Source organism: Streptomyces sp. NPDC005808, assembly GCF_042871385.1.
Classification (GTDB): domain Bacteria; phylum Actinomycetota; class Actinomycetes; order Streptomycetales; family Streptomycetaceae; genus Streptomyces.
In genome coordinates, this window is the sequence record NZ_JBIAIK010000007.1 from 41,271 (window position 1) to 54,800 (window position 13,530).

Below are 13,530 nucleotides of genomic sequence, written 5' to 3' on the forward strand. Positions count from 1 at the left end.
CCGGGTTCACGCGACGGGCTCGGTGACCGGTGTCTTCGGAGCGGCCTTCGGCGCCGGCTGCCAGCCGGGCCCGCCGAAGATCCGCCCGGCACGCTCGCGCCAACTCCCCGCCGTTCTCAGGTCCCTGGCGATGGCGGCGTACTCATGGGTGGCGACGCGCAGGGGGTTGTACGTGGAGATGTTCTTGGTGAGGCCGTAGACGGGCCGCTCGGTCTCCGCGACGAACGACCCGAAGAGCCGGTCCCAGACGATGAGGATGCCCCCGAAGTTGCGGTCCAGATAGCCGCCTTGGGAGGCATGGTGGACGCGGTGGTGGGAGGGCGTGTTGAAGACGAACTCGAAGGTCCGGGGCAGCTTGCCGATGCGCTCGGTGTGGATCCAGAACTGGTAGACGAGGTTCGCGGACGAGCAGAACGCGAGCGCCGCGGGATGCACGCCGAGGGCGATGAGCGGAACGTAGAAGGGCCAGACGGTCCAGGTCGTCCAGGGCTGGCGCAGGGCGGTGGTGAGGTTGAACTTGCGGCTGGAGTGGTGGACGACATGGCAGGCCCAGAGGATGCGGATGACGTGGTGTCCGCGGTGCGACCAGTAGTAGAAGAAGTCCTGCCCGAGCAGCATCAGCGGGACGGTCCACCACAGGACGGGTACCTGAAGGGGCGTCAGTTCGTGGATGGCCGTGTAGAGGGCGACGATCGGGATCTTCCACAGGAAGTCGAAGGCGAGAGAGCCCAGTCCCATGCCGACGCTCGTCGCGGCGTCCTTCGCCTCGTACCCCGCGGCAGTACCTTCCGCGGCCGGATGGATCCGGACACTCACCATCTCGATCACGGTGAGCAGCACGAAGGCGGGTATCGACCACAGCACGACATCGGGCAGGTTCGGCATGGGTGAACCGTAGAACCGCTGGTGGGCCCCGGCTAGGTGGTGTTACCGACAAGTATTACCGGCGGTACGCGCTTGCTTCTTGGTGATCCCCGCCAATGGCCGAGACGTTCCCGGTGGTCTCACACCCCCGTCGCCCCCAGCAGGGCACCCGCCCCGTACGTCACCGCCATCGCCAGCGCGCCCCCGCCCATGTTCCGCAGCACCGCCCGCCGCGCGTCGGCGGCGCCCAGATCCGCGCTCACCCAGCCGGTGACGACCAGCGCGGCGAGGACCGAGACCACGGTGACGGGCACCCGCCAGTCGCTCGGCGGGAGGACGATCGCGAGCAGGGGCAGCAGCGCGCCGACCGTGAACGACAGGAAGCTCGCCCAAGCCGCGTGCCACGGGTTGGTGAGGTCGTCGGGGTCGATGCCGAGCTCCACGCGCGCGTGGGCCTTGAGCGCGTCCCGTTGCGTGAGCTGCTCGGCCGCCTCGAAAGCCACCTCGCGTGTAAGGCCGCGTTCCTCCAGGAGCCCTGTCAGCTCCTCGAGTTCAGCCTCCGGCTGTTCCCGCAGCTCCCGCCTCTCCAGTGCCAGCGCGGCCTTCTCCGAGTCCAGCTGGCTGGAGACCGAGACGTACTCGCCCGCCGCCATGGACATGGACCCGGCCAGCAGCCCCGCGAGCCCTGCGGTGAACAGTGCGGAGCGGTCACTGGTGGCGCCCGCCACGCCGACCACGATGCCCGCGGTGGAGACGATGCCGTCGTTGGCTCCCAGGACGGCGGCACGCAGCCAGTTCAGCCGAGAACCAAGGGTGCCGCCGTGGGGTTCGTGGTGCGTGGGTTCGCTCACACGGGGAGGATCGCACTCCGAACGCCGTCCACGACGTATCGACCCGGCGCCACTCGCGTCCCCACTCGTCACCTTGCGCGTCCCGACCCGTGACCACGGACGCCGGCCCGGCGCCACCCGCGTCACCCGGCGCCACACACGCAGACCCGGCGCCACGCGTCCCTACCCGTCGCGACACACAGACCCGGCGCCACCCACAGACCGGAGGCGTGCCGTATGGCTTCGCGCCGGCGACGCACGGGCGGAGTCGGGCGAAACCCGCGCAACTCGCCGCGCTCACCGCACGGGCCGCCGTGGCGTGGGCGTCTGACGGACCCTCCGGTGAGAGCGGAGTCCGGGGACGGCACTGTCAGTCGCGCCCCGTATTCTCAGTGACCATGCTCGAAGACCTGACGACCGCAGCGTCCCCCGTCTCCTGGCCGGCCGCGTATCCCCAGGGGTACGCGGTTGTCGACGTCGAGACCACCGGCCTGGCCCGGGACGACCGGATAATCTCGGCCGCCGTCTACCGGCTGGACGCGCGCGGTGAGGTCGAGGACCACTGGTACACGATGGTCAACCCGGAGCGGGATCCCGGCCCGGTGTGGATCCACGGCCTGACGAGCGACGTACTCGAAGGCGCCCCGCTCTTCCAGGACATCGCCGAGGAGTTCGCCGGCCGGCTCGCGGACCGGGTGCTCGTCGCGCACAACGCGGTCTTCGACTGGTCGATGATCGCGCGGGAGTACGCGCGCGCGGACAGCGAGGCTCCGGTGCGGCAGCGGCTGTGCACCATCGCGCTCTCCAAGGAGTTGGGGCTTCCACTGCCCAACCACAAGCTGGAGTCGCTGGCCGCGCACTTCGGCGTCGTACAGCAGAGGGCGCACCACGCCCTGGACGACGCGCGGGTGCTGGCCGAGGCGTTCCGGCCGAGCCTGCGGGCCGCCGCGCACCGCGGCGTCCGGCTGCCTCTCCTGGAGTGCCGTCCGCTCACGGAGTGGTCCTCAGGACCGTCGATCGGGCGGCAGTCCGGCGGCGGTTACCCGTCCGGGAGTTGGCGGCCCTCACGCAAGCGCCCCACCTGCCCGTATCCCAACCCGGGCCGCTACCAGGCAGACAAGCCACTCAAGCAGGGCATGCGGATCGCGTTCTCCGGGGACACGTCCATCGACCGCGAACTGCTGGAGGACCGCGCCGTCGAGGCAGGCCTGCACGTCGCGACGAGCCTGTCCCGGCTCACCAGCCTGCTCGTGACGAACGATCCGGACTCCAGTACGTCCAAGGTGGTCAAGGCCAGGCAGTTCGGGACCCCGGTGATCGACGAGGCGGCGTTCGGGCAACTGCTGCGGGATGTGGACCCGGCGTAGCGGACGTGGGGCCGCCGACAGGGGCGTCAGACGGGTGATTGCGGGGCGACTCGCCCGGCGTCCACTCGCCCGCGCCCCGTCGGCGCCCCACCCTGTGGCGCATGGCGAGATGTGAAGTATGTGGCAATGACTACGGCATGACCTTCGAGGTGCACGCGCAGGGCGCGGTGCACGTCTTCGACTGTTTCTCCTGTGCGATCCACCGGATGGCTCCGATCTGCGAGCACTGTCGTGTGCAGATCATCGGCCAGGGGGTCGAGGTGGAGGGCCGCTGGTTCTGCGGCGCGCACTGCGCCCGCGCGGAGGGGAAGGCAGGGATCATCGACAAGGTCTGAGCCCCTGCCAGGGGCCGGGCCCCACGTCCGCTTCCACACGTACCCCCCTCAATGCGCCCCACGACCGAGTTGTACGGTCGTGGGGTGTACCGCTTCCTGTTGTCCCGGCAGTGGGTGATTCTCACCCTCGTGGCCCTCGCGCTCATCCCCACGATGATCAAGCTGGGCTACTGGCAACTGCACCGGCATGAGCACAAGGTCGCGCTGAACACGGTGATCGCCGACTCCCTCGCCGCCACGCCTGTGCCCGCCGAGTCGCTCACCTCTCCGGGGCAGGAAATCAAGCACGACGACCTCTTCCGCCGGGTGACGGCGAAGGGCCACTTCGACACCGCGCACGAGGAGGTCCTGCGCCGTCGCACCAACTCGGACGGTGAGGTCGGCTACCACGTGCTGACCCCGTTCGTCCTGGACGACGGCCGGGTCCTGGTGGTCAACCGGGGCTGGATCGCGGCGGACGCCTCACAGAGCGCGTTCCCGAAGATCCCGGCGCCCGCGACGGGCGAGATCACCGTCACCGGCAGGCTGATGGCCGACGAGACGACCGCCGACAGCGGCATCAAGGACGTCCAGGGCCTGCCCGACCGGATGGTCATGCTGATCAACAGCGAGCAGGAGTCGAAACGGCTCGGCGAGCAGGTCCTCGGCGGCTACATCGAGCAGACCGCTCCGGAGCCCAAGGGTGACTCCCCCGAGCTGATCCCCGACCCGGAACACAGCGACATCGGTCCGCACATGGCGTACGCGATCCAGTGGTGGCTCTTCTCCGCGGGAGTCCCCGTGGGCTGGGTGATCCTGGTCCGCCGCGAACGACGTGACCGCGCGGAGGCGGCTGCCTCGGCCGAGACCACGCCGGAGGCGGCCACCGCGGGGGTGTAGCGGGGACCGGTTCTCACTCGCACCGGCACCAGGAGGCCCCCGCAGCCTCGAACCCGCCGTCACCCGGTCGGCCCCCTGCGCCGATTGCCCCCCGCCCCCGGCGGGAACTCCGCAGAGGTGCAACGACGCATCGAGGACTACGCTCTCATCGGGGACGAACAGACCGCCGCCCTGGTGGGACGGGACGGTTCGGTCGACTGGCTGTGTCTGCCACGGTTCGATTCCGCGGCTTGCTTCGCCGCGCTGCTCGGAAACGAGGAGCACGGTCACTGGCGCATCGCACCCAAGGGGGCGGGCGACTGCACCCGGCGCGCCTATCGCCCCGACACCCTCGTGCTCGACACCGAGTGGGACACGGACGAGGGCTCGGTCCGGGTGACCGACGTGATGCCGCAGCGCGACGGCGCCCCCGACCTCGTACGCATCGTCGAAGGGCTGGGCGGCCGGGTGACGATGCGCGGCCTGCTCCGGCTGCGCTTCGACTACGGCCTGGTCGTCCCATGGATGCGGCGGGAGGACGGTCACCGTGTGGCGGTCGCGGGCCCGGACGCGGTGTGGCTCCGCAGCGAGCCGCCCGTGCGCACCTGGGGCAAGGACTTCCGTACGCACTCGGAGTTCACGATCGCCGAGGGCGAGAAGGTCGCCTTCGTACTGACCTGGCATCCCTCGCACCGGCCGCGCCCCCCGCTGTGCGACCCGTACGAGGCGCTGAACACCAGCGTCGAGGACTGGCAGGCGTGGTCGGCGCGCTGCCGTTACGACGGACCGCACCGGGACATCGTCATGCGCTCTCTGATCACCCTCAAGGCCCTCACCTACGCGCCGACCGGTGGCATCGTGGCCGCCCCCACCACCTCACTGCCCGAAGAGCTCGGCGGCGTCCGCAACTGGGACTACCGCTACTGCTGGCTGCGCGACTCCACCCTCACCCTCGCCGCACTTCTGGCAGCCGGCTACCACGAGGAGGCCGAGGCCTGGCGCGACTGGCTGCTGCGCGCGGTCGCGGGCGACCCGGCGGACCTGCAGATCATGTACGGGCTGTCCGGAGAGCGCCGGCTCAGCGAGTACGAGATCCCGTGGCTGCCCGGCTTCGCCCGCTCGCGCCCGGTCCGGGTCGGCAACGACGCCGTCAACCAGTTGCAGCTGGACGTGTACGGCGAAGTCATCGACTCGCTCTCGCTGGCCAGGAGTTCGGGCATGCCCGTCAAACCGCACATGTGGCGGGTGCAGGTCGCGCTGATGGAGTTCCTGCGGACGGCGTGGCGGCAGCCGGACGAGGGGATCTGGGAGGTGCGCGGACCGCGCCGGCACTTCGTGTACTCGAAGGTGATGGCATGGGTGGCCGCCGACCGCGCCGTACGCGCCCTGGAGGCCGACCCGAACCTCGGCGGCGACCTGCACGGCTGGCGCGCGATGCGGGACGAGGTGCACCGAGAGGTGTGCGAGCGCGGATTCGATCCCGAACGGAACACGTTCACGCAGTCCTACGGTTCACGGGAGCTGGACTCCTCGGTGCTGCTCATCCCCCGCGTCGGTTTTCTGCCGCACGACGATCCCCGGGTGCTCGGCACGATCGACGCTGTCCGCGACGAGCTCGGCCACAGCGGATTCCTGCGCCGCTACAGCGTCGAGGCGAACGAGATCGACGGGCTGCCGGGCGACGAGGGTACGTTCCTCGCCTGCTCCTTCTGGCTCGCGGAGGCGCTCCACCTGACGGGCCGTCCACAGGAGGCGCGCGAGGTGTTCGAACGGTTGGTGGCGGTGGCCAACGACGTGGGTCTGCTCGCCGAGGAGTACGACCCGCTGGCCGGCCGCCAGCTCGGCAACTTCCCGCAGGCGTTCAGTCATATCGGCCTGGTGAGCACCGCCCTCGTCCTGTTCGGGGACGAGGGGACAGAATAGAACCATGGATCTTGGACTGAAGGACCGTGTGTACGTCGTCACGGGAGCGACCCGTGGCCTGGGCAACGCCACCGCGCGGGAGCTCGTCTCCGACGGCGCGAAGGTGATCGTCACCGGACGCGACGAGAAGACCGTCCTCGCGGCGGCGACAGCGCTCGGCCCGGGCGCGGTCGGGGTCGCCGCCGACAACGCCGACCCCGCGGCCGCCGAGGAGCTCGTCAAGGCCGCGCGCATGCACTTCGGCCGCTTCGACGGCATCCTGATCAGCGTCGGCGGCCCGCCGCCCGGCTTCCTCGCGGACAACACGGACGAGCAGTGGACGGCCGCGTTCGAGTCCGTCTTCCTGGGCGCGGTGCGGCTGGCCCGCACGGCCGCGGCGGAACTCGGCGAGGGAGGCGTCATCGGCTTCGTGCTCTCGACCTCCGTGTACGAACCGATCCCGGGCCTGACCATCTCCAACGGGCTGCGCCCCGGCCTGGCGGGCTTCGCCAAGTCCCTGGCGGACGAGCTGGGACCGCGCGGTATCCGCGTCCTCGGACTGCTCCCGGCCCGCATCGACACGGACCGCGTCCGCGAGCTGGACGGCCTCTCGGCCGACCCGGAGGCGACCCGCGCCGCCAACGAGTCCCGCATTCCGCTGCGGCGCTACGGCACTCCGGAGGAGTTCGGCCGGACGGCCGCGTTCCTGCTCTCCCCGGCGGCGTCCTACCTGACGGGCATCATGCTGCCAGTGGACGGCGGCGTGCGGAGCGGGTTCTAGAGCCTTCCCGTTCCAAAGCTGCCCGCGAAGCTCAACTCAGCGGCTCAATTCAGTGGCTCAACTCAGTGGCTCAACTCACGCGCTCGGCACGGTGCTTGACCCCGCGGAGGCGTACCTCCGCGGGGAGCGCGGCAAGGGCCGCCGAGTCGCGCGCGTGCGCCAGCGCCTCCGTGGTCAGCGAGTGCAGCGCATGCCCCGGATCCGCATGCGGCTCCAGCAGGAGCTGCACCCGCGCCTCGGGGCCGCTGCGCCGTCCGGTCAGCAGGATCTGCGCCCGCTGGACGCCGTCCAACTGCCCTGCCTCATCAGCGAGTACGCCCTCCAGTGCCCGCCCGCGCAGCAACGCGCCCTCGCCGTCGCCGGTGTCGACCAGCACCTCGGCGAGCCGACGGCGCCGGAGCACGGCCGTCAGCCACCACAGGGCGAGCAGCACGAGCACCGCGAGGACGGCGATGACGACCGGCCACCACCAGCCCTCCTCCCGCCACCGCGCGCGGTCCGCGTCGCTGAGCAGCACGTCGCGTGAGCCGTCGTAGATCCACCACGAAGGCGGACCGGCCCCCAGCCCCACGGCGAGCACGGAGCCGCCGAGGACGAGCAACGCCAGGCCGATCACACCGAGCAGCGCGCGGTTGACGATCCGGAGCATCGGCCTCATCCCTTCCGGCCCGGGCGTCCGACGTGTACCGAGAGGGCGGGCGGCCTGGCGAGGCCGAGCCCCCGGATGCCGTCGGCGAGCGTGGCGTCCAAGTCGGCGCGTACGTCGTCGAGTTCACGGAAGTGCGAGACCGCTCGGACGTCGGCCTTCCGCCGGCGCATACGGACGCGGACCGACTGCACTCCGGCGACCTCCATGGCCCGGTCGCGCAGCGCGGTCGCGGCGGCACCCCGGTGCAGCCCGGCCCGTACGTCCGCGTGGACACGGCGCATCGGCAGTACGTCACGCAGCCCAGGCGTCGCCGCGAGGAGGATCATCCAGAGCCCGACGACCGCGGCCACCCCGGCGCCGACAAGCACCCAGGTATCGTCCAGAGGGCGTTCGGCGAGCTGCCCGGCCAGCGACCTGCGCCACTGCATCGCGGGCCGGCCGGCGCGCACGGCGGCGACGTCGTACAGGAAGGCGCCCGCGGCGACGAGGACAAGCAGCGCGACAATCCCCGCGGGGACTCGGCGGGCCGACCAGAAGCGGCCCTCTGTCCCGCCCTCGTCATCGAGAGTGGGCAGCGGTTCGTAGGCCGCCGCGGAAGCGGACCGGCCGAGTTCACTCTCAGCGGCCTTCTCCAAGACAGGCAGCCGTTGGGTACTGCCGTCGGGTCCCTGGGACTCGCTCACTGCATCCTCCCGTGTGCGGCGCCGGGTGCCGGTGCCAGATGCAGCCGCTCCACGTGGACGGCCACCTCCGGTACTTCCATCCCCGCCAACGCACCTACCCGCTCGGCGACATGTCGACGCACCGCGTTGCACTGCCCACCGATGTCGGAGGGGTAGTCGAGTTCGAGGCTGACACGGACACGGGCGGTCGCGATGGGGGTCCCCCCGCCCGAGCGAAGTGGAGGGTGGGCGCTGACGACGACCGTGGCGTGCGGGGCGACGGCATCCGGGGGCAGCGCCTCCAGGGCCTCGCGCGCCGCCTGCCCAGCGATCTTCGCCACTACCCGATCGGCGATCCGGGTCGCGCCGCGCTCGGCCGGCGCGACGACCGTCACGGGCCGCCGCGTCTCACCGAGCCGGCCGGGCTGTGCGGGCACGCGTCACCGCCGCCGGTCGTTGCGGGGGCGGAAGAAGTCACCGAGGTCGAGATCCCCATCGAGGAACCGCCCGGCGACGAATCCGACGGCACCCAGGGCGGCCACCAGGAGGAAGGCCCCGAAACCTCCGAAATAGCCGGCGAAGCCCAGCGCCATTCCGGCGATCATGCCGATAACGGCCAAGCTCATGATGCGCTCCTCAGCAGTTCAGTGGCCGGGTTGAGCGGTACGGAGACCGGGGTTTCACTGGAGCCGCGACTCCGGCTCCTCGTCCTCTTCGTCCGGCAGCTTCACGTCGCTGACGGCGATGTTGACCTCGACGACCTCGAGTCCGGTCATGCGCTCGACAGCCGCGATGACGTTCTCCCGCACCGCGCGGGCCACGTCCGCGATCGACACGCCGTAATCGACGACGATCTCCAGATCGAGCGCCGTCTGCAGCTCGCCGACCTCGGCCTTGACACCTCGTGAGACGGACTTCGTACCGCCGGGCACCCGGTCCCGCACCGCCCCGAAGGTCCGGCTCAGCCCGCTCCCCATCGCATGCACGCCGAGTACATCCCGGGCGGCGAGCCCGGCGATCTTCTCCACGACCCCGTCCGCGATGGTGGTCCGCCCCCGGGTCGCAGGGTCACCACCGCCACGTTTGGTGGTCTTGCGCGTCCCCAGCGGCTCCCTCTCACCCTCGGGGTTCTCCGGCCGCTTCCGCTCTGTCGTGTCGGTCATCGCCGTACATCCCTTTCGGTTGTCGTCCCTCCGCCCACAGTAAGTCGGGTCGCGCGCTCGCGCGTCGCGGATGCGGCAGGCTGGAGCAATGACGGCGGACGGGTGGGCACAGGTTGTACGACATCAGCTCGGGCTCGGCAGGCTGCTGCCCCTCGGCGGCCCGCGTGACGGCGCGTGGATCACAGAGGATGCCGCCGAGTCCCTGCTTCGGCACGCGGCGGCTCCCGTGCGCGGAGTGCGTCTCGGCACGCTCCGGATCGCTCTCGCGGAACCCGACCGGTCCTACGATCCCGCGGTGCTCCCGCCGCCCAGCGCGCTGCCTCCCGGCCCGCTCCGCGTCAGCGCCGACTTCACCGCTTCGGCGGATCCGACGGCCTCCGGCGCCGAACCGCTCCCGACGACGGCGGCCCGCCTGCGCCGGGCCCTGAGCACGGCGGCGACGGAACGGCTCGGCCTGACGGTCACGGAGGTGGACCTGCGCGTGGCGGCGTTGCTGGAGGAGGACCAGGAGCCGGCCGCCGTTCGCCCGGACGACGTACAGCCTGCGGCCGCTCCGGCCGGTGCCGAGGAGGCACTGGTGGGCACAGCCGCACTGTCCGTACCGGGGGTGCTCCACCTGACGGACGTCCTGGGCCGCCCGGTGCGTATCGAGGACGGCCGTGGCGGGGAGGGTGCCCTGCCGCGCCGCCATGTCCGCGTCGAGGTGGCGGTCTCCGGACGAGCCGTCGATGTGGCACGGGCGGTCAGAACGGCGGTCACGAGCGCCCTGCCGGACAGCCCTTCGGTGGCGGTGCTGGTGACCGCCGCGCACTAGAGGAGCGCCTGGCACGGGTACGCGGACAGCTCCGCGGCGTAGAGCTGTGACATGTGCGGCTCCGCCACGCGGGCGCGACCGGTACCACCACGCTCGCGCTCCCCGGTCGCCGAACAGCGGCTCCTCCGCGCGGGCGCGACCAGTGTCCCTACCGGCCCGCGGACTGCCTCAGTCCCCCACTCCGGCAAGGTCCCGCAGCCGACGCCCCTGTGCGGCACGCTCGGCGACACGCTGCTCCTCGTACGTACGACCCTGCACCCCGCGCAGCAACGCCTTCGTCTCGATGACGGCATCGCGCGGCGCGGCCACCAGTGCGGCCACCAGATCCCGTACCGCGTCATCGAGCTGCCCGCCGGGCACCGCGAGGTTCGCGAGCCCGGTGCGCTCGGCCTCCTCGGCCGTCACAAAGCGTCCCGTCGCGCAGATTTCCAGCGCACGGGCATAGCCCACCAGGCTGACCAGCGGATGTGTACCGGCGAGGTCGGGCACCAGGCCCAGGCTCGTCTCGCGCATGGCGAACTGCACGTCGTCCGCGACGACGCGCAGATCACAGGCGAGGGCGAGCTGGAACCCCGCACCGATGGCGTGTCCCTGCACGGCGGCGATGGACACCAGGTCGGTGCGCCGCCACCAGGTGAACGCCTCCTGGTACTCGGCGATGGTCGCGTCGAGGTCGGCTTCGGAACCGCGCGCGAGATCGATGAACGTCGGTTCGCCGTCGAAGCCCTCCGGCGTGAACGCCTGCCGGTCGAGCCCCGCGGAGAAGGACTTGCCCTCGGCCCGCAGCACAACGACCCGGACGGTGCCCGGCAGTGACCGACCGGCCTGCGTCAACGCCCGCCACAGCGCGGGACTCTGGGCGTTGCGCTTGGCCGCATTGGTCAGCGTCACCGTGGCGACAGGCTCGTCGACGGTGAGCCGTACGCCGTCCTTGTCGAATACCGGGTCGAGCGAAGCCATGGACGCCTCCGATGCGTGCGGTCAGAGTGGATGCCCTACGACGGCATCCTTAAGTGACTGCACAGTAACCACCCGGCCGATCACAGGACCGACCGGGTGGTCACCACCGAAGCCGATGGGGACGCCCGGCCTCAGGCCGAGGCGGCCTTCTTGCCCCGCGTCGCTCCGCCACGCCCGCGAAGGGTGACGCCCGATTCGCTGAGCATCCGGTGCACAAAGCCATACGAACGGCCGGTTTCTTCGGCCAGCGCTCGAATGCTCGCACCGGAGTCGTACTTCTTTTTCAGGTCTGCCGCGAGCTTGTCGCGCGCGGCGCCGGTTACCCGGCTGCCCTTCTTCAGAGTCTCGGCCACCCGTGCCTCCTCATGGGAAGTGCGCTCTGGACTCTCATGATCACCCCTCCCGGGCTTCATGGCCACCCATTCGGCAAGGTCCGTAAGACAAGGTTTTGACGACAGGAGCCCGTCCCCACGAGTGGAATCTGTGATTCCGCCTTGTGGAGTTCATACCGCCGAACGGGTTTATCCGTGAAGTGCCAGGTCAGAGACGCAAGACGGCCGAGCCCCTGGGATCAGAGGGCTCGGCCGGAAAATCGGTGTAGGACACACCTCGGTACGAGGAGATCTCACACCATTGATGGATCACGGATCGGCCGAATGATCCATACGCAGTGGATCAGTCATTCGATCAAGCGGCGCTGACCGGCCGCCAGGGGCTCGGCCGACGGCGCCCCGGGGCTCAGGCGAGGGCCACCAGGTCCGCGTAGTCCGCGCCCCACAGGTCCTCGACGCCGTCGGGCAGCAGGATGATGCGCTCCGGCTGGAGCGCCTCGACCGCGCCCTCGTCGTGGGTGACGAGGACGACGGCGCCCTTGTAGGTCTGCAGCGCGCCGAGGATCTCCTGGCGGCTGGCCGGGTCGAGGTTGTTCGTCGGCTCGTCCAGGAGGAGGACGTTCGCGGACGAGACCACCAGGGTCGCGAGCGCCAGCCGGGTCTTCTCACCACCGGAGAGGACACTGGCGGGCTTGTCGACGTCGTCCCCCGAGAACAGGAAGGAGCCGAGCGTCTTGCGGACCTCGACGAGGTCCAGGTCGGGGGCCGCGGAGCGCATGTTCTCAAGGACCGTGCGCTTCGGGTCGAGGGTTTCGTGCTCCTGCGCGTAGTAGCCGAGCTTGAGTCCGTGGCCCTCGACGACCGAGCCGGTGTCGGGCGTCTCGACGCCGCCGAGCAGTCGGAGCAGGGTCGTCTTGCCGGCGCCGTTCAACCCCAGGATGACGACGCGGGAGCCCTTGTCGATGGCCAGGTCCACGTCGGTGAAGATCTCCAGCGAGCCGTACGACTTCGACAGGCCCTCGGCCATCAGCGGGGTCTTGCCGCAGGGCGCCGGCTCCGGGAAGCGCAGCTTGGCGACCTTGTCGGAGACGCGCACCGCGTCGAGTCCGGCGAGCAGCCGGTCGGCCCGCTTGGCCATGTTCTGCGCGGCGACCGTCTTGGTGGCCTTGGCGCGCATCTTGTCGGCCTGCGAGTGCAGTACGGCGGCCTTCTTCTCGGCGTTCTGCCGCTCGCGCTTGCGCCGCTTCTCGTCGGCCTCGCGCTGCTGCTGGTAGAGCTTCCAGCCCATGTTGTAGACGTCGATCTGGGCGCGGTTGGCGTCCAGGTAGAAGACCTTGTTGACGACCGTCTCCACGAGGTCGACGTCGTGGGAGATCACGATGAAGCCGCCGCGGTAGGACTTCAAGTAGTCGCGCAGCCAGACGATCGAGTCGGCGTCGAGGTGGTTCGTCGGTTCGTCGAGGAGGAGCGTGTCTGCGTCCGAGAAAAGGATGCGGGCCAGCTCGATACGGCGGCGCTGACCGCCGGAGAGCGTGTGCAGGGGCTGGCCGAGCACCCGGTCGGGCAGGTTGAGCGCGGCGGCGATGGTGGCGGCCTCGGCCTCGGCGGAGTACCCGCCCTTGGTGAGGAACTCCGTCTCCTGGCGCTCGTACTGCCGCATGGCCTTCTCACGGGTGGCGCCTGCTCCGTTGGCGATGCGCTGCTCGTTCTCGCGCATCTTGCGGATCAGGGTGTCCAGACCGCGGGCGGAGAGGATACGGTCGCCGGCGAGCATGTCGAGGTCGCCGGTTCGCGGGTCCTGCGGGAGGTAGCCGACCTCGCCGGAGCGGGTGACGTTGCCCGCGGCGGGGGTGCCCTCGCCTGCGAGGACCTTGGTGAGCGTCGTCTTGCCCGCGCCGTTGCGGCCGACCAGACCGATGCGGTCGCCCTTGGCGATACGGAAGGTGGCGGACTCGATGAGGAGGCGGGCGCCGGCGCGCAGCTCGATACCGGAGGCGGAGATCACGGACAGAC

At 70.6% G+C, this 13,530-nt stretch carries 16 protein-coding genes; 6 read left to right on the forward strand and 10 right to left on the reverse strand.

What is annotated here, in order from left to right:
• Positions 1-6: 6 nt before the first annotated feature.
• A complete protein-coding gene (locus tag ACFYPC_RS17190; protein ID WP_388676384.1) occupies positions 7-885 on the reverse strand; it encodes a sterol desaturase family protein in 879 nt (292 codons plus the stop codon).
• 119 nt (positions 886-1,004) lie between these two features.
• Positions 1,005-1,715, reverse strand: a complete 711-nt coding sequence (locus ACFYPC_RS17195) for a VIT family protein (RefSeq protein WP_388676387.1) — start codon at positions 1,713-1,715, stop codon at positions 1,005-1,007.
• A gap of 377 nt (positions 1,716-2,092) precedes the next feature.
• On the opposite strand from ACFYPC_RS17195, the gene ACFYPC_RS17200 reads away from it, so the two are divergent.
• The 5 genes from ACFYPC_RS17200 (at position 2,093) to ACFYPC_RS17220 (ending at position 6,937) form a co-directional block, all read left to right on the forward strand.
• The gene (locus ACFYPC_RS17200; protein ID WP_388676390.1) at positions 2,093-3,061 is read left to right on the forward strand and encodes a DEDDh family exonuclease; all 969 of its coding nucleotides are present in this window, start codon (positions 2,093-2,095) and stop codon (positions 3,059-3,061) included.
• A 101-nt stretch (positions 3,062-3,162) separates the two neighbouring features.
• Positions 3,163-3,396 carry a hypothetical protein gene (locus tag ACFYPC_RS17205; protein WP_388676392.1) on the forward strand — a complete coding sequence of 78 codons (234 nt, stop codon included), beginning with the start codon at positions 3,163-3,165 and terminating at the stop codon, positions 3,394-3,396.
• Between the two features lie 84 nt (positions 3,397-3,480).
• Entirely contained in the window at positions 3,481-4,275 is a 795-nt protein-coding gene (locus ACFYPC_RS17210) for an SURF1 family protein (protein ID WP_388676395.1), read from the forward strand.
• Positions 4,276-4,392: 117 nt separating this feature from the next.
• Positions 4,393-6,177, forward strand: coding sequence for a glycoside hydrolase family 15 protein (locus ACFYPC_RS17215; protein ID WP_388676398.1), 1,785 nt, complete (start codon positions 4,393-4,395; stop codon positions 6,175-6,177).
• 4 nt (positions 6,178-6,181) lie between these two features.
• Positions 6,182-6,937 carry an SDR family oxidoreductase gene (locus ACFYPC_RS17220; protein WP_388676400.1) on the forward strand — a complete coding sequence of 252 codons (756 nt, stop codon included), beginning with the start codon at positions 6,182-6,184 and terminating at the stop codon, positions 6,935-6,937.
• Between the two features lie 70 nt (positions 6,938-7,007).
• Here ACFYPC_RS17220 and amaP read toward each other — a convergent pair whose 3' ends face one another.
• From amaP to ACFYPC_RS17245, 5 genes are read right to left on the reverse strand one after another with little or no spacing between them, the layout of a single operon-like run.
• Positions 7,008-7,586 carry an alkaline shock response membrane anchor protein AmaP gene (gene amaP, locus ACFYPC_RS17225; protein ID WP_388676403.1) on the reverse strand — a complete coding sequence of 193 codons (579 nt, stop codon included), beginning with the start codon at positions 7,584-7,586 and terminating at the stop codon, positions 7,008-7,010.
• Positions 7,587-7,591: 5 nt separating this feature from the next.
• A complete protein-coding gene (locus ACFYPC_RS17230; protein WP_388676406.1) occupies positions 7,592-8,269 on the reverse strand; it encodes a DUF6286 domain-containing protein in 678 nt (225 codons plus the stop codon).
• Positions 8,266-8,685 (reverse strand): hypothetical protein, encoded by a 420-nt coding sequence (locus ACFYPC_RS17235; RefSeq protein ID WP_388676409.1) that lies wholly within the window; start codon positions 8,683-8,685, stop codon positions 8,266-8,268. Before ACFYPC_RS17235 ends, ACFYPC_RS17230 begins: the two co-directional genes overlap by 4 nt.
• Positions 8,686-8,688: 3 nt before the next feature.
• Complete coding sequence (locus ACFYPC_RS17240; protein ID WP_388676412.1) at positions 8,689-8,874, reverse strand: hypothetical protein; 186 nt, start codon at positions 8,872-8,874, stop codon at positions 8,689-8,691.
• A gap of 54 nt (positions 8,875-8,928) precedes the next feature.
• On the reverse strand, positions 8,929-9,411 hold the full coding sequence (locus tag ACFYPC_RS17245; protein ID WP_388676414.1) for an Asp23/Gls24 family envelope stress response protein: 483 nt from the start codon (positions 9,409-9,411) through the stop codon (positions 8,929-8,931).
• A gap of 88 nt (positions 9,412-9,499) precedes the next feature.
• Here ACFYPC_RS17245 and ACFYPC_RS17250 point away from each other — a divergent pair, with 88 nt between their 5' ends.
• A complete protein-coding gene (locus ACFYPC_RS17250; protein ID WP_388676416.1) occupies positions 9,500-10,225 on the forward strand; it encodes a nucleopolyhedrovirus P10 family protein in 726 nt (241 codons plus the stop codon).
• Between the two features lie 168 nt (positions 10,226-10,393).
• Here the strand turns inward: ACFYPC_RS17250 and ACFYPC_RS17255 are convergent, their stop codons facing one another.
• From ACFYPC_RS17255 to ACFYPC_RS17265, 3 genes are all read right to left on the reverse strand, one after another.
• Positions 10,394-11,185, reverse strand: a complete 792-nt coding sequence (locus ACFYPC_RS17255) for an enoyl-CoA hydratase/isomerase family protein (protein ID WP_388676418.1) — start codon at positions 11,183-11,185, stop codon at positions 10,394-10,396.
• 131 nt (positions 11,186-11,316) lie between these two features.
• Positions 11,317-11,538, reverse strand: a complete 222-nt coding sequence (locus ACFYPC_RS17260) for a helix-turn-helix domain-containing protein (protein ID WP_006123601.1) — start codon at positions 11,536-11,538, stop codon at positions 11,317-11,319.
• Positions 11,539-11,923: 385 nt separating this feature from the next.
• Positions 11,924-13,522, reverse strand: coding sequence for an ABC-F family ATP-binding cassette domain-containing protein (locus ACFYPC_RS17265; RefSeq protein WP_388676422.1), 1,599 nt, complete (start codon positions 13,520-13,522; stop codon positions 11,924-11,926).
• Between the last annotated feature and the right edge of the window lie 8 nt (positions 13,523-13,530).